Source organism: Pedobacter sp. (assembly GCF_046462515.1).
Classification (GTDB): Bacteria; Bacteroidota; Bacteroidia; order Sphingobacteriales; family Sphingobacteriaceae; genus Pedobacter.
Window position 1 is genome coordinate 594,949 of the sequence record NZ_JBKGVD010000009.1, and the last position, 17,436, is coordinate 612,384.

Below are 17,436 nucleotides of genomic sequence, written 5' to 3' on the forward strand. Positions count from 1 at the left end.
TTATGCGTTTTTAACCAGGATAGATTCTAAAACATTAGCAGCATCTTCACATTTATCTGTTGCTATTTCTAAAGTTTGTAATACTTCTTTTTGTTTGATCAGCTCTATAGCGTTGGTTTCAAATTCAAATAAACGGGCAATTGCCAGATTGCAAGTATAATCTGCCTGGTTCTCAGCACTGTTAATTCTAACACATGCATCAGCAATAACTCTGATGTTTTTAAAGCTTCTTAATTCTTTAATAGCCTTTTCAAGATCTATACACATTTCAACCAAGAGTTCTGCCAGTTTAACCATTGGCTCAGTAATTACGGTAAGGTTATATAATTCTATGTTAACCGCTGAAGCCTGGATATAATCTGCAATATCATCAATGGCACTAGCCAAAAAGTGTATGTCTTCTCTGTCAAATGGCGTAATGAAGTTTTTGCTTAACTCAATGAAAATACTGTGGGTAATGTCATCACCAACATGCTCAAGGCGTTCAACTTCTTTGATGGCTTCCTTTCTTTTTTCTAAGTCAGGCGTAGTTACAACCACTAAAAGCGCCTCAGCAATTTTTTTAACGTTGCTGCCTGCTTGTTCAAATAAAGGTTGAAATTTTTTGTCTTTGGGTGTAAAGAAGCTAAAAATACTGCTCATTGTTTTAAATTAAATTTGATGCAAATTTAAAATAGCAATGTTAAGTTAATGTTAACTTTAGGAGGTAGCTTAAACAAATGTTTAAGCCGAGCTTAGCAGTTTAGAGAATTTAGGTTATTTATCGCTCTTTTGTAGTGTAAATGCAAATGTGGTGCCTATATGGGGGGTGCTGCGTACTGAGATAGTTTGCTGGTGGGCTTCTAAAATATGTTTTACAATGGCTAAACCTAAACCTGTTCCGCCTTCCATACGTGAGCGGTGCGTGTCTATCCGGTAAAAGCGTTCAAATAATCTGTTCAGGTGCTTTTCTTCTATACCCATACCATCATCAGTTACCTCTATAAGAAACTGATCATGCAGAGCAAATATTTTAATTGCTGTAGCACCGTTTTCTTTACCGTATTTGATCGAGTTTTCAATAAGGTTGATCAATACCTGTCTTATCTTTTCACGGTCTGCATTAACAAAAGAAGGGGTGGTATATTTATCTTTAATGTATAAGGAAATCTGCCTTTTTTGTGCTCTGTCTTGTAGCAGCTCTATAACTTCTTTGGCCAAGACTGCAAAATCAAATCTTTGGTAATTGATTGGCATTTCGCCCGTCTCTAATTTAGTAATCGCATCTAAATCGCTGATGAGATAGGTAAGTCTTTCTACATTCTTTTCTGCTTTTTTTAAAAAAGAGAGCGCCATTTCCGGATCATCGGTCATACAGTCCTGTAAAGTCTCTATGTAACCCTGTATAGCAAAAAGAGGGGTTTTAAATTCGTGCGATACATTAGAAAGAAATTCTCTCCTGAATTTCTCTTGTCTTTTCAATAGTTCTATTTCTCTTTTTTTAGCTCCGGCCCATTCTTTAACCTCATGCTCAACATCATTTATAGGATCAGAACTCACATATTCGCCTAAAGCTTCTTTTAAATCTTTTCCTAATTTAAGGTTGTGGATCATTTTATAAATGAGCTTAACCTTAGAGTAGATGTATTTTTCGAGAAGATAATAGAATACAATGAAGCTGGTTGTGAAAGAAATCAGGAAAGAAATGAGCATATAATACCAGCTACCCTGAAAGTGGAAATTAACCAGACTTATAGATAAGCCCACAGACAAAGCTGTTATAAATACAAGCACCCAGAGTTTCATGGTATTAATTTTTACGAAAATAGGACTTTTAAATTAAGAAATTGTTAAGCGACATTGTGGGCATGGGGATAAATTAAATGTTTATTTATGGCCTTCCCATTCTGCATAAAACTGCTCAAGATAAGCCAGCATAAAATCATGCCGCTGCTGCGCCATTTTCTTGCCTGTTTTAGTTTTCATTAGATTTTTTAGCAGCAATAGCTTCTCATAAAAATGGTTAAGTGTTGGCCCCGCAGAGTTTTTATACTCTTCTTTGGTCATGTTTAGATTGGGTTTTATTTCAGGATCATACAATACGCGGTTTTTATATCCTCCATAGGTAAAGGCTCTGGCAATGCCTATTGCACCGATGGCATCAAGCCTGTCGGCATCCTGTACCACATTAAGTTCTTTAGACTGATAGGTATTCTTATCGAAACTGGCTTTAAAAGAAAGGTACCTGATAATAAGTTTTACCTCGTTAATTACTTGCTGATCTACATTTATGCTTGTTAAAAACTCTTCCGCTTTTTGAGGTCCAATCTCTTCATCTCCATTATTGAATTTGCTATCTGCAATGTCATGTAAAAGAGCAGCCAAAGCAACGATTAAAGGATTTGCCTGTTCAGTTTGGTTAATAGTTTGCGCGGTTTTAAAAACCCTTTCAATATGAAACCAATCGTGGCCCGCTTCGGCATCTGCCAAAGTATTTTTTACAAAAGCAATGGTAAGATCTAAAGTTTGCTGCATAATTTGTTGTGTTATGCCGGCAATTTACTTTTAAATTGTGTGTATAAGGATGTTTGTTGAAAAAGTCTTATTTCTTAAGCAGATCCACAACCTCTGTGTCTAATAAATGTGCTAAATGGAAAAGCCTGTCTAAACTGATTTTGCTATAACCCAACTCAATTTTACTGTAAGCGTTTTGAGAGATGCCTAATTTTGCAGCTATATAATCTTGTGTATAATTCTTTTTCTCACGAATTTTTCGAATGTTCGTTGCCACACGACGCATTTCGTTTTTATATAATTCTTTCATGTTGTGAAATATTGTTGGTTAATAAAACTCTTTTTAAAGCAAAATGTTTTATCTTTTTCAATAAAATTTACAACAGGTATTAAATCAGCCTGCTTTATTCTCTTAAGAGATATTGGTAGATCATTCAGGTTTGTAGCTGCCTAATGTTTTCTGGGGCCAGAGATGTGGGTTGAAATAAAAGCCTAAAGTAAGCAATAAATAATCTACCTCGAATTTAATCAGAAAATGGGCCTGATGGTGTAGGGAGTTATTACGGTGCTTCCATTTCTTTTTTCAAGAAATATCCCGTTAAACTGATTGGATTTTCTATTAATCCTTCCGGAGTTCCTTCAAAGATGATCTTTCCACCACCAGCTCCTCCTTCTTCTCCTAAATCAATTACCCAATCGGCTACCTTTACCACATCTAGATTGTGTTCAATAACCAAAACGGTATTGCCCTTGTTTACAAGCTCGTTTAAAACGTTAAGTAATACGTTGATATCTTCAAAATGCAAACCAGTGGTTGGCTCATCCAGTATGTAAAAAGTTTTTCCTGTGTCTTTTTTAGATAATTCAGTAGCTAGTTTTACCCTTTGTGCTTCTCCTCCGGATAGCGTAGTAGAAGCTTGTCCTAAACGGATATAACCTAAACCTACATCATTCAATGTTTTTATTTTGCGATAGATTATAGGAAGGTGTTCAAAGAATACGCAGGCTTCTTCAATGCTCATATCCAGTACATCGCTGATTGATTTTCCCTTGTAACGTACTTCTAAGGTTTCACGATTGTATCTTTTGCCGCCACACTCTTCACAGGGTACCTGTACATCGGGCAAAAAGTTCATTTCTATGATCTTCATACCTGCTCCCTGACAGGTTTCGCAACGACCGCCTTTTACGTTAAAGGAGAAACGCCCCGGTTTATAACCTCTGATCTTAGCTTCAGGAAGCTGTACAAACAGATTTCTGATATCAGAAAACACGCCTGTATAGGTTGAAGGGTTGGATCTCGGTGTACGACCAATGGGTGCCTGATCTATTTCGATAACTTTATCTATTTCTTTTAAACCTTCAATCTTTTCATAAGGTAAGGGTTTTTTCTTAGCCCTAAAAAAGTGATGATTTAAGATAGGGTATAGGGTTTCTGTAATTAAACTTGATTTACCACTACCTGAAACTCCCGTTACCGCAATAAATTTACCTAAAGGAAAATCTACCGATACTTCTTTAAGATTATGTCCGGTAGCTTTAATCAGACTTAATTTTTTGCCATTGCCTTCGCGACGTTTTTGTGGTATTTCAATTTGTTTTCTACCGTTTAAGTAAGCTGCGGTAAGGGTATCAGATTTTAAAATTTGCTTAGGTGTACCTTGCGCAACAACTGTACCGCCATGCACTCCGGCAGCCGGACCAATATCAATTACATGGTCGGCTTCTAAGATCATATCTTTATCATGTTCTACTACTAAAACCGTATTACCTAAATCTCGTAGATTTTTTAAGGCTGTAATTAAGCGTTCGTTATCTCGCTGGTGTAATCCAATGCTCGGCTCATCTAAAATGTACATGACGTTCATTAATTGAGAGCCAATCTGTGTAGCCAGGCGTATACGTTGCGCCTCGCCCCCAGATAAAGTTCTTGCCGTTCTGTCTAAGGTTAGATAGTTTAAACCTACATCGGTAAGGAAGCCTATACGTGCCCTGATTTCTTTGAGGATTTCTTTGGCAATGGTATTCTGGCGCTCACTTAAACGGCTTTCTAAATGCTCAAACCACTGTTTAAGTGTGGTAATATCCATTTCAGAAAGCTCGAAAATATTTTTGCCATCAATTTTAAAGTGAAGACTTTCTTTTTTTAACCTTGCGCCATGACAGGTAGGGCAGGTTTCCAAACGCCTGAATGCTTCGAGGTCATCTGCACCTTCGCCACGTTTTTCTTGCTGCTCTTCAAGCAGTTTAATCAGCCCATCAAAAGTAATCTGGTAATTCTGAACGTTCCATTTGTTGTATTCAACGGCCACACTCAATAAATCGGGTGCTCCGTTTAAGATAAGGTCAATGTTTTCATCGCCCAGTTTTTCTAATGGGGTGGAAAGCGAGAAATTGTATTTTTTTGCAAGTGCTTTCAATACCTGAAAGATCCATACATCACGGTATTCGCCCAAAGGAGCCAAACCACCGTTCATAATGCTCAGCTTCATGTTTGGCATTACGCTGTTTTTGTCAACTACAAATACATAGCCTAAACCGTCACAGGTTTCGCAGGCACCATAAGGAGAGTTGAAAGAAAAAGTGTTGGGTTGTGGCTCATCATACGAGATGCCTGTTGTAGGGCACATTAAAAACTTGCTAAAATGCGCAACATTATCATCTTTATCACTGATTTTGATTACGCCTTTACCCAAGCGCATGGCTGTTTGTATGCTGTCGTTTAATCGTTTGCTGTCTTTCTCGTCAATGAGAAGGCGGTCAACTACAATTTCTATATCGTGTATTTTGTAACGATCAACCTGCATTTTAGGCATAAGATCCTTGATCTCGCCATCTACACGCACTTTAACGTAACCCTGTTTCCTGATCTGCTCAAAAAGTTCTCGGTAATGCCCTTTCCGGCCTTTAACAACGGGAGCAAGTATATTGGCGGGTTTGCCACCAAATTTCTGGTAAATGTTTTTCAGGATCTGCTCTTCGCTCAGGCGCTCCATTTTCTCACCGGTGTTATACGAGTATGCATCGGCAACACGGGCGTATAACAAACGCATGAAATCATAGATTTCAGTAATGGTGCCTACTGTAGAGCGGGGATTTTTGCTGGTGGTTTTTTGTTCTATGGCAATTACAGGGCTTAATCCAGAAACTTTGTCAACATCTGGGCGCTCCATACCACCCATAAATTGCCTGGAGTAGGCGCTGAAGGTTTCCATGTAACGACGTTGCCCTTCTGCGTAAATTGTATCAAAAGCCAATGAAGATTTACCGCTACCGCTTAAACCGGTAACTACTACCAGTTGGTTGCGGGGGAAACTTACATCGATATTCTTAAGATTGTGTACTCTGGCTCCATATACTTCAACATCTTTTTGCTCGCCAAGGTCAACGTGGGTCTTGCTCATAGGTTACTTATTCTCATTAAAATAGCTTGCAAAATTAACGAAATAAAAGTACAAAAGCTATTGATTTAGAATGCTTAAATAGATGTTAGTACACTAATATGATCGGATTTTTACAGTTCTTGGGCATAGGTCTGTTAAACCGTTTTTAAAGTTTTTTGCTTGTTCCTTAGCATTAAAATTGCTTTTTCTGCTCTTGTTTGTCTTGTGGCTTCTTGTTTGGCAGAACCTACCCAGTCGCAGTAACCCTGTTTGTATGATTTGGTCAAGGTTTCAAAAAAATCATTTGCCTCTTTATCGTGGTCAAGCAACTGTTGTAATTCTGAAGGAACGCCTTCTATGTGTTCTCCTTTTTTTAACATAATGTATAGTTTTTGTCTGTCAAATATATTGTATTTAATGATTTTAAAATTATAAATGAACAAACTACTTAACCCTTTTACTTTTTATCGTTTAAAAAAAGTGTAATTTGCATAGAATAAAAAATTAGGATAGTTTTGACAAAAAAAGCTGGCTTACCAGTTAAAAAAATAAGCGAATATGATTATTGAACCAAGAATGCGTGGTTTTATCTGTTTAACAGCTCATCCAGTAGGTTGTGCTCAGAACGTTAAAAACCAGATCGAATATGTAAAGTCAAAAGGTAAGATTAACGGTCCTAAAAATGTGCTGGTAATAGGCGCCAGTACCGGTTTTGGATTGGCATCAAGAATTACTGCTGCTTATGGTGCAGGCGCTGCAACCATTGGTGTTTATTTTGAGAAAGAGCCTAAAGAAGGTAAAACGGCTTCACCGGGCTGGTACAATACTGCTGCTTTTGAAACACAGGCTCAGGCAGACGGATTGTATGCTAAAAGTATCAATGGAGATGCTTTTTCTGATGAAGTAAAACAACAGGTTATTGACCTTATCAAAACCGATTTAGGTCAGATAGATTTGGTTATCTATAGTTTGGCATCGCCGGTAAGAACTAATCCTAAAACAGGCGTGTTGCACCGTTCAACCTTAAAACCTATCGGTAATGTATTTACAGATAAAACGGTAGATTTTCATACAGGTGTAGTATCACAGGTATCAATTGAGCCTGCAAATGAGGAAGAAATTGCCAATACTGTAGCTGTTATGGGTGGTGAAGACTGGGAAATGTGGATGGACGATTTAAAAGCTGCAGGTGTTTTAGCAGAAGGCGCTACAACGGTTGCTTACTCTTATATAGGCCCTGAAGTAACCGAAGCGGTTTACCGTAAAGGAACCATTGGTCGTGCAAAAGATCATTTAGAGGCAACAGCCTTTACTATTAGTGATAAATTGGCCGATATTAAAGGTAAAGCTTACGTTTCTGTAAATAAAGCTCTGGTTACGCAAGCAAGTTCGGCTATTCCTGTAATTCCTTTATATATCTCCTTATTATACAAAATCATGAAAGAAAAAGGCATTCATGAAGGGTGTATTGAGCAGATGCAGCGTTTATTTAGCGATCGGTTATATAACGGAGGAAATACTCCGGTTGATGATAAGGGAAGGATAAGAGTAGATGACTGGGAAATGCGTGAAGACGTACAAAGCCAGATCAAAGAACTATGGAAAGATGCTACAGAAGAGAATTTGCCTAAAATTGGCGATTTAGCTGGTTACAAGCATGACTTTTTAAACCTATTTGGATTTGATGTGGCAGGAGTAGATTATCAGGCAGATGTAAATGAAATGGTTGAAATACCGGGTTTACAGCAAGCATAATCCAATGCATAAACATATAGCCTCCGTAGCCCGGGGGCTTTTTTGTGCGTAAAGATTTTATGACTGTGCGCTGAAAAGTATCTGTGTAATACAGAACTTTATTTAAGTTATATTTGTTAAAAGCTAAAAATATGTCAAATATCCAGCTCGTTATAGAGGAACGTCCCAGTTTAATCGGGAATTTCATGGTAGGACGTTTACTGCCATTTAGGGAGAAACGTTTGGTAGGGCCTTTCTGTTTTATAGATCATATGGGGCCAGTAGATTTATCGGGTAATGCAAATATTGATATTGGACCACATCCACATATAGGTTTGTCAACATTAACTTTTTTGTTTGAGGGTAGTATTACGCACCGCGACAGTTTGGGTTCGGTAGTAGAAATTAAACCCGGTCAGGTAAACTGGATGACAGCCGGAAAAGGTATTGTCCATTCAGAAAGAATGCCGGTACATGCTAAACGAGAAGGCCAGATGCATGGGTTGCAGATTTGGGTTGCTTTGCCGAAACATTTAGAACAGATGGACCCTGAATTTTTCCATATTGAGGCGGCAGATATTCCTTCATGGGAAGAAAAGGGAGCATCTTTTAAATTAATTGCAGGAGAGGTCTTGGGCCACCGGTCACCAGTACCTGTTTACAGCCCTTTGTATCTCTTAGAAATTAGAACTAAAGTAAAACAAATCATCAATTTAGGTAGTCAGTTGTTTGGAGAAAGTGGTTTGTATATTCTTGAGGGAGCTGTAGAGAGTGAAGGAAGTGTTTTTGGCCCGAAAAATTTACTGGTAGCTAAAGAAGGCATCCTGTGTGAATTTACCATGGAGGAAAATACCAGCGTTTATATTTTTGGCGGCGAACCTTTTCCCGAAGAACGGTTTATTTACTGGAATTTTGTGGCAAGCGATAAAGCACTGATAGAAGAAGCTAAGAGGAAATGGGTAGCGCAGGAATTTGATCATGTACCCGGTGAAACAGATTATATTCCTTTACCTGCACCGATTAAGCCTATAAAATAAGTTGGACTTTGCTTGTTTGTTGCATTGAGTTTGTCGAAATGTAAAGCTTCGACAGGACTCAGCCTGACATTATACCCTTCTCTTCTTGCCTTGTCATGCTGAACTTGTTTCAGCATCTTGCTTGTTAATAGACCCTGAAACGAGTTCAGGGTGACGTTAATGTAAGGGAAATATACGTTAAACTCCCCGAAGTGAGTTCGGGGTAAGTTATTTCAGCATCTTTAGACATTATGTAACATAAAAAGCCTAAACTAAATGAACTAAACAAAAGACTAGTTCGCGTCATCTTTTACGTCAGCGGCGGTTTCAATGATTTTACCACCTGTTTTAAGTTGGTTGTTCAACATAGCCTCTTGTTCACGACGATTGTTTACAATGTGTATAGCAGCAAATAAGGCTTCCATAAAAGAAGAAGGATTTGCCTGATTTTTACCTGCGATATTGTATCCGGTACCATGATCAGGAGAAGTGCGTACAAAATTTAAACCTGCGGTAAAGTTTACACCTGCTCCAAAAGAAATCGTTTTAAAAGGAATTAAGCCCTGATCGTGGTACATGGCCAAAACGGCATCAAACTGTTTATAAGTGCCATTGCCAAAGAAACCATCAGCAGGATAAGGGCCAAAACAAATAATGCCTTCATCAAATGCTGCCTGTATAGCCGGACTAATGACTTCAGCTTCTTCATTTCCTATTAAACCATTATCGCTGGCATGCGGATTTAAACCTAAAACAGCAATTTTGGGCTTTTCGATCCAAAAATCCTTTTTTAAACTATCATTGATCAGTTTTAGCTTCTGTACAATCTTTTCTTTGGTAATGCTCTTCGCTACATCAGCAACAGGAATATGCCCGGTAACTACGCCAACTCTCAGATCATCACTGATCAAGAACATTAGCGCGTCTTTACTTCCTGCTCGTTCCTGTAAATATTCGGTATGTCCGGCAAAGTTAAATTGTTCAGACTGGATATTGTTTTTGTTGATGGGGGCAGTAACCAATGCATCAATCTTGCCATTTATCAAATCGTCGGTAGCTTTCTGTAAAGATAAAAAAGCGTACTTTCCACCTGTTTCATTAGCTTGTCCAAGGTCTATTTTTACATCTTCTTCCCAGCAATTAATCATATTGGCTTTATGGGCCACAGCAGCTTCGGCATTAGGTATAACGTTAAACATAAAATCGTTTAAGTGTAAAGCTTTTCTGTGAAAGGAGGCTACTTTGGTATGCCCGTAAACAACAGGTGTACAGTAATCCAATATCTTGCTTTCGGAAAGGGTTTTTAAAATTACTTCTAAACCAATGCCGTTTACGTCGCCAATACTGATACCTATTTTTACTTTGCTGCTCATAAAATCAAATTTAGCGCAAATTAGCGATTCTTGTACTTAACCGCAAAAAATCTATCCGGTTTATATGGAGAGAACGTGTCTGTACTTAGCTATTATCTCATATCTGAACTAAAAAAATTACCTTTGCACCTGTAGCATCGGCTATATTGCATTAATATGAGTTCAGTAAAAGCAAAAAAACATTTAGGTCAGCATTTTTTAACAGATAAAGGTATTGCCGAAAGAATTGTAAATGGACTAATTCATACTGATAAATACCATGAGGTGTTAGAAGTTGGACCAGGAATGGGTATCTTATCTGATTTTTTGCTAAATAGGAAAGACCTGCAAACGTACCTGATTGATATAGATATAGAATCTTTTCATTATCTGAAAGAAAAATATCCTCAATTGGGCGATAGGCTCATTAACGGGGATTTTTTAAAACTTAATTTTCAGGATATTTTTTCTGGCAAATTCGCTGTAATTGGTAATTTTCCTTACAACATCTCATCGCAGATCCTGTTTAAAATTTTAGAGAACAGGCAACTCATCCCTGAAATGGTGGGAATGTTTCAGAAAGAAGTTGCAGAACGCTGCGCTGCAAAAGCTGGAACTAAGGAGTATGGTATCTTGAGCGTGCTGATACAGGCTTATTATGAGATCGATTATCTATTTACGGTAAAACCTGGCACGTTTAATCCTCCACCTAAAGTAAATTCGGGCGTAATCCGCTTATCAAGAAATCAGGTTGAAAACCTGCCATGCGATGAAAAGTTATTTTGGCGGGTGGTGAAAGCGGGTTTTAATCAGCGTAGAAAAACTCTGCGCAATGCCTTATCGGCCGTGTTGCCTAAAGAGCGTTTAGGCGAACATCCTTTTTATGAAAAAAGAGCTGAACAGCTTACGGTGAATGACTTTATTGAACTAACTAATTTTGTGGCTGCCATGCAGCTAAAGCATTAGATACAGCGTCTTAATGTATATGAAAAAATGGATACTGATATTAGCCGGAGTAATTTCTTTTAACGCACTGTTTGCACAGAACAGTAACGAGACAGATATAGATGCTTTATACCATGCGATAACACAAACTCAATCTTACAAAGACCAGCTTAAAAACGACAGAACATACCAACAGTTGTACAGTGAATTGAAAAGCTCGCTCACTGATACCAATGAGTTTGAAGTTTTTAAACAGCTTTGCCGTTTAATCATTCCCATTAAGGATAATCACCTAGGATTTTATCGAACACCTGGTACGGCTCATAAATGGCCTGTAATAAGAGCACAATTTGATTTAGAGTATTTAAAGCAAGTTCATCCTGATAGTTTAGAAGGAATTTATGATGCGCAGGGAGCAGCATTTGCAATTTACAGAACCGTAAATGAATATCATATTGCTAACGTTAAAACAGGTCTTTTATCGGGTTATATCTTTAAAACTCCTCACTCCAGTTTTGATGCTATTCTGTTTTCAAACGGTCCTGCTCCTTATATCCTGTTGAGAAATGTAAAGCTTGTAAATGGTGATTTGATTGGAACTCCATTCAGGAAATTTACCACACTAAACTATGCTCTGCTAAATGATGTAAAAGAAAGCTATGAATTCAAATCCTTAAATGAACAAACCGCCTACCTGCGCTTAAGCAGTTTTTCTGCAAGCCCAAAGAATATAGACAAGGCAACCGCATTCTATCAGCAGATAGCAGGCTCCTTAAGGTGCCCTTTTTTAATTGTAGACCTTAGAAATAATGGCGGTGGCGGTTATAAAACATCACAGCAATTTATCTCTCTGTTAAAAAAATATAAAGGCAAAATTTATATTTTGCAAAATGCTTATACCATAAGTAACGCTGAACAGTTTATCTTAAAAGTAAGAAACCTGAAAAATGTGACCACTTTGGGCACCGAAACCAGGGGTCAGATCGCTTATGGCAGTAATTATGGTAATAATGTGGTGTTGCCCAGTAAACGCTTTACTTTTTATCCTACAGATATGAATGGTAAAAAAGAAGAACTTGCGGTTGAGAATATCGGTATTAAACCCAGTGTAAGACTCAATAATACAGCCGATTGGATTGAGCAAACTTTAGATTATATAAAAAATCACCATGAATAAACGCATACTTATTGTTGATGATCTGCACCCTGTTTTTAAAGAAAAAGCGCTTGCTTTAGGTTATGAGGTTGATGATCTGCCCCAGATAACCCGTACAGAAACCTTATCAATCATTAAAAATTATGTCGGCATTGCAGTAAGGACTAAATTTAGGATAGACCGCGAAATGATGGATGAAGCCCCACGATTAAAATTTGTAGCCCGTGCCGGTGCTGGTTTAGATAATATTGATGTTGAGGTTGCAAAAGAACGTAGTATACAACTACTGGCAGCTAATGAAGGAAATATGGATGCGGTTGGAGAACATACGGTAGGTATGTTATTGAGCCTCATGAACAATTTTCGTAAAGCTGATAGCGAAATAAGAGCAGGGGTTTGGAACAGAGAAGGTAACCGTGGCTATGAACTGAAAGGTAAAACCGTAGGTATTATTGGTTTTGGTTTCATGGGTCAATCTTTTGCACAAAAACTAAGGGGTTTTGGCGTAAATATTATGGCTTACGATAAATATAAAACGGGTTTTGGTACCGAGCTTGTTCGAGAAGTGAGCATGGAAGAAATTGTAAAGCATAGCGATGTTTTAAGTTTGCATATTCCACTTACACGAGAAACCCGGCAAATGGTAAATGATGAATACTTTTTTCATTTTAAAAAGCCTATTTTCTTTTTGAATGTAAGCCGTGGCGAAATTGTAAATACGCAGGCTGTATTGAACTGTATCAAATCGGGTAAGATATTAGGCGCAGGCTTGGATGTGTTGGAGGTAGAAAAATTTCCGGCTTTGGGTGAGCAGTTGTGGTACCATGATTTGCAACAAAATGATAAAGTATTGCTAAGTCCGCATGTTGCGGGCTGGACTTTTGATTCTTATCGCAAAATATCTGAAGTTTTGGCGCGAAAACTGGAAAAAATCACATTTTAATCTTAAATTGCCTTAAGAAAATCGAAATCTTATGGCAAAGCAGCATCTTTACAAAACCAATTTGACCTGGGAAGGTAACAAAGGCTCAGGTACTATGGATTACCGTTCGTATGACAGGGATTTTAAAGTTGAAGTTGATGGAAAAGCAGCTCTTTCAGGTTCTTCTGATTCTGTCTTCTTGGGAGATAAGACCAAACATAATCCCGAAGATCTGCTGTTGGCTTCAGTTTCTTCATGCCATATGCTATGGTATTTACATCTCTGTGCCGAAAATGGTGTGGTAGTAATAGAATATCAAGATAATGCTGTAGGCACCATGATTGAAAACGCTGATGGAAGTGGTAAATTTATTGAGATAACTTTAAATCCGGCTGTGGTAATCTCTAAAAAAGAACATAAAGAACTTGCCTTGCGTTTGCATAGTGAAGCGAATAAAAAGTGCTTTATTGCCAATTCATTAAATTTTCCGGTTAAGCATGAGGGCGCGTGTAGAGCCGAGGATGAGTAATTTATTATTCGCTTAGCCTATCCAATCGTCATTTTGAATTTATTTCGGAATCTAATGCTAAAGATGCTGAAACGTGTTCAGCATAACGACCTATTAAAGTAACCCATGTCTCCAACCGTAACCCTGATTTGGCGCGAAGCGGAAAGCTACGCAGTAAAACAACCTATCCCGAATTTGATCAGGGGTTCAGCATGACGCTTTTTTATTAAAGCCGTATGTCAGGCTGAGCCTGTCGAAGCCTAATTTGCAGGAATTACATTTCGACAAGCTCAATGTGACATACTAAGTTTATTTTTTGCCCTTATCAATGGCTTTGTTGATCACATCTTCAATACGTGGACGAATATTCAACCTACCTAATACCTCTGTAACCGTAGGGTTAACGCGGTTTGATAAAAAGATATAAACCATGTTTCTTGCAGGATCTACCCAAACTCCTATACCAGTATAACCTGTGTGGCCAAAGGTTTGTGGGGAGGCCAGTTCTGAAGGATATTTCTTGGTCAAATCTGGGTCCCATCTGTCAAAACCTAAACCACGACGGCTTACATTAGATTGTTTGCTGGTAAAAGTCTGTACCGTTTGAGGCGTAAAATATTGCTCACCACCGTATGTGCCCTGGTTAAGTAACATTTGGTAGTAGATAGCCAGATCGTTGGCTGAGCCAAATAAACCGGCATGTCCGGCAACACCTCCTTTTAAAGCCGCACCTTGATCATGTACATATCCTTCCAGTAAGGTTTTTCTAAAAGCCTGATCATCTTCAGTTGGAATGATTTCATCTTTGCTGAAACGGTTACGCGGTAAAAAACCTGTGCGGTACATCCCTAAAGGTGTATAGAAATTTTCTTGGGTATATTTATCTAAAGGTTCTTGCGTAAGATGCTCTACAATATCCTGCATTACATACATGCTGATATCGCTGTAAACGTAACTTCCTCTGGTTTTAATAGGCGAGTTTAGCATTTTAGGCCACATAAAATCGTTGAAAAATCCTTTTTTGATATAGTAGTTGTCGGCAACTTTTGTAGGATAGGCAGCAGAAGAGTCCCGGCTGTAATCACCTTCCTTAACAAAATTATGAAAAGGAATATAAGGTATAAAACCTGCCTGATGCAACATTACCTCTCGTACGTGAATGTTGTTCATTGGCGTATTGCGGGCTTTAGCAATATAATAACCTATGTTAGTATCTAAATTCAATTTGCCTTGCTCAACCAAACGCATTACACTGGGTGTAGTAGCGGTAATTTTGGTTACTGAAGCCAGATCAAAAATATCAGATAACTTATCGGGCATAGTGTTGGCATAGGTATGGTAGCCAAAGGCTTTATTGTAAATCACTTTTCCATCTTTTGCTACCAAAACTTCCATTCCGGGGGCGGCTTTTTGTTTGATACCATCGAGTATGATATTATCGATTTCTTTTAAGTCATCGCTGTTTACATCCGCATCTTCCGGAACGGTATATTTCAATCTGGTTGCGGTTGTTTTGTAACCAGAACCAATGGTATATTTAGGTGAATGGGCTTTAGTTAAAGTTTGTGAAGCACCTATACCTCCAAAGATAATTTGTGGTGCAACCATTGCAGATTCATTGTTGCTGGAGCTGGTCCATATAAGAGGCATACTTAAATTATCAAAAGAAGCAAGGCTCGAACCATGTCCAAACAAGGCTACAATAACCTGTTTGCTTTTGCTTAAACTGCTGATAAAATTAATGTTCTTACCATTAAGTGCCATTTTATCGTTTAAGGCTATAACAACAGTATTATAGAATTTAAGATTGTCTTCAAGGTCATTGTAGGTTGTAGAATCTTTATACATCCTTCCATCAGCCAGCTTTACATCCGCATATTTATTTAAGAGACTGTCAAAAGCCACCTGATTTTCATAACCTAAATTAACAGATACAAATCTTTTCTGGGCAAGACCTTTTATAGGAATAATATTATCTTGATTATTTAAGAGTACTGTATTGCTGATGGCATTTTCAATCTCTTTTAATCTGTTTTGATTCTTTTTATGTTCCTGCGCACATGCAGTAGTGGTAATAATTGCAGCGAAACAGAGTGTTAACAAGGTCTTTAAATTATTTTTTTTCATATACTTTTTGGCCATTTACGTAGGTTTTTAATACTTTATTCTGTAAAATCTGTTGAGCATCGGCATGTATCAGGTCATTTTCCATGATAATGAAATCGGCAAATTTTCCTGCTTCCAAGCTTCCTTTTTCTTTTTCTTCAAAATTGGCTTTGGCTGCCCAGATGGTCATACCACGTAGGGTTTCCTCAGGTGTTAACGCATTTTCGATCTGGAAACCTCCTTTTGGATAATTTTGATTATCTATTCTTAAAGTAGCAGCATAAAAGGTAAGCATCGGGTTAATATGTTCAACAGGGAAATCGGTTCCTAGGGCAATCCATCCATTTTGTTGTAACAATTGTTTGTAAGCATAGGCAGTTTTGATACGTTCGGCACCTAAACGATCTTTAGCCCAGTACATATCTGAAGTGGCGTGTGTAGGTTGTACCGAAGGAATAACGCTTGCTGAGCCAAATAAGTTAAAATCTTGAGGGGCTACAACCTGAGCATGTTCTATGCGCCAACGCTTATCGTTTTTACCACCCAATACCTGATTGTAGATTTTTAAAATGGTGCGGTTTGCAGAATCGCCAATGGCATGTGTGCACATCTGGAAGCCGTGTTCGTTGATTTTTTTCGCCACCTCTTCAAAATGTTTAGGTTCACTTAACAAGAATCCTGTTTTATTAGGCATATCGCTGTAATGTTGAAGCAGGCAGGCACCACGAGAACCCAATGCACCATCGGCATACACTTTAAAGCCTCTTACGTTTAGGAAATCAGTTTTAATAGGACCTTTTTTAAACAGAAAATCATAATTCTTTTCAGAGTCGGATAGCAGTACATATAATTTCATTTTCAGATCACCATCTTTTTGCAGTTTGTCCAGCGCTTCTACGGTTTCGTAATCCAAGCCACAATCATCTATGGTAGTTAAGCCAACTTCAAAACAGTTCTGCTGTGCCTGCAATAAATATTTCTTAAATTGCTTTTGATCAGGAGCAGGGATTTTATCTGCTACCAGGCCTACAGCATTATCAACTAATAAGCCTGTAAGTTTGCCGTTTTCTTCCACTACTTCACCGCCTGTTATTTTAATGGCTTTGTTAATACCCGCTATATCCAATGCTTTTTGATTTGCAATTGCCGCATGTCCGTCTATTCTGGTTAAGAGAACAGGTCTGTCAGGAAACAGTTCATCTAGTTTATCTTTGGTGGGAAATTTTTTGTCAGGCCATAAATTCTGGTCCCAGCCGCGTCCGGTAAGCCAGCCATCCTTATCGGTTTGAGCATAAGTTTTTAGACGTTCTAAAATTTCGCCCCAGCTTTTGGCAGCCACTAAATTGGCATTTTTGAGACTTTGAGCATAGCCTACAAAATGTGCATGAGCATCAATAAAGCCCGGATATACTGGTTTTTGCTGCGCATCAATACTTTCTTTTGCAGTGTATTGTTTTTGGATTTGCTCTGTGCTGCCTACCGCTATGATCTTGCCATCTTTAATGGCCATTGCTTCAGCTATATCAAAGTTCTGGTTTACAGTATATATTTTACCATTGTAAATAATTAAATCGGCCTTGTTTTGTTTACAGCTTAACAGGGCCGTTGCCAATAACAGTAACAAAATTTTTTTCATTGTATAGTGGTTTATATGGATAAAGATATAAAACTCTGTACGGTTTTGGTTAAAAAGTAAATGTAATACTCTTGTTAATTGTAGCTTTTCGTAAAAATATATTCTAATGGATTTCTTACTCCGGGTAAGTATTATGGGTTATCGCTGATCTGCTATCATTTAGAATTCCATTTCTAAGTCATTTA

Annotated in this window: 15 protein-coding genes; 6 read left to right on the forward strand and 9 right to left on the reverse strand. The window is 38.0% G+C overall.

The genetic code is table 11. The annotated features are described in order from the left end of the window. The 6 genes from ACLHG9_RS14510 to ACLHG9_RS14535 form a co-directional block, all read right to left on the reverse strand. Complete coding sequence (locus ACLHG9_RS14510; RefSeq protein ID WP_243357857.1) at positions 1 to 642, reverse strand: DUF47 domain-containing protein; 642 nt, start codon at positions 640 to 642, stop codon at positions 1 to 3. A 114-nt stretch (positions 643 to 756) separates the two neighbouring features. After that, on the reverse strand, positions 757 to 1,785 hold the full coding sequence (locus ACLHG9_RS14515) for a sensor histidine kinase (protein ID WP_410222222.1): 1,029 nt from the start codon (positions 1,783 to 1,785) through the stop codon (positions 757 to 759). An 81-nt stretch (positions 1,786 to 1,866) separates the two neighbouring features. Next, the gene (locus ACLHG9_RS14520; RefSeq protein WP_410222223.1) at positions 1,867 to 2,514 is read right to left on the reverse strand and encodes an HD domain-containing protein; all 648 of its coding nucleotides are present in this window, start codon (positions 2,512 to 2,514) and stop codon (positions 1,867 to 1,869) included. Between the two features lie 67 nt (positions 2,515 to 2,581). Then, positions 2,582 to 2,803 (reverse strand): helix-turn-helix domain-containing protein, encoded by a 222-nt coding sequence (locus ACLHG9_RS14525; RefSeq protein WP_243357852.1) that lies wholly within the window; start codon positions 2,801 to 2,803, stop codon positions 2,582 to 2,584. 250 nt (positions 2,804 to 3,053) lie between these two features. Next, positions 3,054 to 5,897 carry an excinuclease ABC subunit UvrA gene (uvrA, locus tag ACLHG9_RS14530; protein ID WP_410222224.1) on the reverse strand — a complete coding sequence of 948 codons (2,844 nt, stop codon included), beginning with the start codon at positions 5,895 to 5,897 and terminating at the stop codon, positions 3,054 to 3,056. A gap of 134 nt (positions 5,898 to 6,031) precedes the next feature. Then, on the reverse strand, positions 6,032 to 6,256 hold the full coding sequence (locus ACLHG9_RS14535; RefSeq protein WP_410222225.1) for a YdeI/OmpD-associated family protein: 225 nt from the start codon (positions 6,254 to 6,256) through the stop codon (positions 6,032 to 6,034). Between the two features lie 178 nt (positions 6,257 to 6,434). Between ACLHG9_RS14535 and fabV the strand changes: the two genes are divergently transcribed. Next, entirely contained in the window at positions 6,435 to 7,631 is a 1,197-nt protein-coding gene (gene fabV / locus ACLHG9_RS14540; protein ID WP_410222226.1) for an enoyl-ACP reductase FabV, read from the forward strand. Between the two features lie 131 nt (positions 7,632 to 7,762). Further along, positions 7,763 to 8,647 (forward strand): pirin family protein, encoded by an 885-nt coding sequence (locus tag ACLHG9_RS14545; protein ID WP_410222227.1) that lies wholly within the window; start codon positions 7,763 to 7,765, stop codon positions 8,645 to 8,647. A gap of 272 nt (positions 8,648 to 8,919) precedes the next feature. On the opposite strand, the gene pdxA is transcribed toward ACLHG9_RS14545, so the two are convergent. Continuing rightward, positions 8,920 to 9,999, reverse strand: a complete 1,080-nt coding sequence (pdxA, locus tag ACLHG9_RS14550; RefSeq protein WP_410222228.1) for a 4-hydroxythreonine-4-phosphate dehydrogenase PdxA — start codon at positions 9,997 to 9,999, stop codon at positions 8,920 to 8,922. A gap of 156 nt (positions 10,000 to 10,155) precedes the next feature. Between pdxA and rsmA the strand changes: the two genes are divergently transcribed. Genes rsmA through ACLHG9_RS14570 form a run of 4 tightly spaced genes read left to right on the forward strand, consistent with a single transcriptional unit; the run spans position 10,156 to position 13,530 of the window. Then, the gene (rsmA, locus tag ACLHG9_RS14555; RefSeq protein ID WP_410222229.1) at positions 10,156 to 10,944 is read left to right on the forward strand and encodes a 16S rRNA (adenine(1518)-N(6)/adenine(1519)-N(6))-dimethyltransferase RsmA; all 789 of its coding nucleotides are present in this window, start codon (positions 10,156 to 10,158) and stop codon (positions 10,942 to 10,944) included. Between the two features lie 19 nt (positions 10,945 to 10,963). Continuing rightward, positions 10,964 to 12,100, forward strand: coding sequence for a S41 family peptidase (locus tag ACLHG9_RS14560; RefSeq protein WP_410222230.1), 1,137 nt, complete (start codon positions 10,964 to 10,966; stop codon positions 12,098 to 12,100). Beyond that, positions 12,093 to 13,022, forward strand: coding sequence for an NAD(P)-dependent oxidoreductase (locus ACLHG9_RS14565; RefSeq protein WP_410222231.1), 930 nt, complete (start codon positions 12,093 to 12,095; stop codon positions 13,020 to 13,022). The genes ACLHG9_RS14560 and ACLHG9_RS14565 overlap by 8 nt, the downstream gene beginning before the upstream one ends. Positions 13,023 to 13,053: 31 nt before the next feature. Next, on the forward strand, positions 13,054 to 13,530 hold the full coding sequence (locus ACLHG9_RS14570; RefSeq protein ID WP_410222232.1) for an OsmC family protein: 477 nt from the start codon (positions 13,054 to 13,056) through the stop codon (positions 13,528 to 13,530). 288 nt (positions 13,531 to 13,818) lie between these two features. On the opposite strand, the gene ACLHG9_RS14575 is transcribed toward ACLHG9_RS14570, so the two are convergent. Continuing rightward, entirely contained in the window at positions 13,819 to 15,636 is a 1,818-nt protein-coding gene (locus tag ACLHG9_RS14575) for a serine hydrolase (RefSeq protein ID WP_410222233.1), read from the reverse strand. After that, positions 15,623 to 17,251 carry an amidohydrolase gene (locus ACLHG9_RS14580; RefSeq protein ID WP_410222234.1) on the reverse strand — a complete coding sequence of 543 codons (1,629 nt, stop codon included), beginning with the start codon at positions 17,249 to 17,251 and terminating at the stop codon, positions 15,623 to 15,625. Before ACLHG9_RS14580 ends, ACLHG9_RS14575 begins: the two co-directional genes overlap by 14 nt. Positions 17,252 to 17,436 lie beyond the last annotated feature (185 nt).

Bases quoted from the DNA above. Each gene is read 5' to 3' on its own strand.
- ACLHG9_RS14510 (WP_243357857.1), bottom strand. From the start codon at position 642: ATGAGCAGTATTTTTAGCTTCTTTACACCCAAAGACAAAAAATTTCAA.
- ACLHG9_RS14515 (WP_410222222.1), bottom strand. From the start codon at position 1,785: ATGAAACTCTGGGTGCTTGTATTTATAACAGCTTTGTCTGTGGGCTTA.
- ACLHG9_RS14520 (WP_410222223.1), bottom strand. From the start codon at position 2,514: ATGCAGCAAACTTTAGATCTTACCATTGCTTTTGTAAAAAATACTTTG.
- ACLHG9_RS14525 (WP_243357852.1), bottom strand. From the start codon at position 2,803: ATGAAAGAATTATATAAAAACGAAATGCGTCGTGTGGCAACGAACATT.
- uvrA (WP_410222224.1), bottom strand. From the start codon at position 5,897: ATGAGCAAGACCCACGTTGACCTTGGCGAGCAAAAAGATGTTGAAGTA.
- ACLHG9_RS14535 (WP_410222225.1), bottom strand. From the start codon at position 6,256: ATGTTAAAAAAAGGAGAACACATAGAAGGCGTTCCTTCAGAATTACAA.
- fabV (WP_410222226.1), top strand. From the start codon at position 6,435: ATGATTATTGAACCAAGAATGCGTGGTTTTATCTGTTTAACAGCTCAT.
- ACLHG9_RS14545 (WP_410222227.1), top strand. From the start codon at position 7,763: ATGTCAAATATCCAGCTCGTTATAGAGGAACGTCCCAGTTTAATCGGG.
- pdxA (WP_410222228.1), bottom strand. From the start codon at position 9,999: ATGAGCAGCAAAGTAAAAATAGGTATCAGTATTGGCGACGTAAACGGC.
- rsmA (WP_410222229.1), top strand. From the start codon at position 10,156: ATGAGTTCAGTAAAAGCAAAAAAACATTTAGGTCAGCATTTTTTAACA.
- ACLHG9_RS14560 (WP_410222230.1), top strand. From the start codon at position 10,964: ATGAAAAAATGGATACTGATATTAGCCGGAGTAATTTCTTTTAACGCA.
- ACLHG9_RS14565 (WP_410222231.1), top strand. From the start codon at position 12,093: ATGAATAAACGCATACTTATTGTTGATGATCTGCACCCTGTTTTTAAA.
- ACLHG9_RS14570 (WP_410222232.1), top strand. From the start codon at position 13,054: ATGGCAAAGCAGCATCTTTACAAAACCAATTTGACCTGGGAAGGTAAC.
- ACLHG9_RS14575 (WP_410222233.1), bottom strand. From the start codon at position 15,636: ATGAAAAAAAATAATTTAAAGACCTTGTTAACACTCTGTTTCGCTGCA.
- ACLHG9_RS14580 (WP_410222234.1), bottom strand. From the start codon at position 17,251: ATGAAAAAAATTTTGTTACTGTTATTGGCAACGGCCCTGTTAAGCTGT.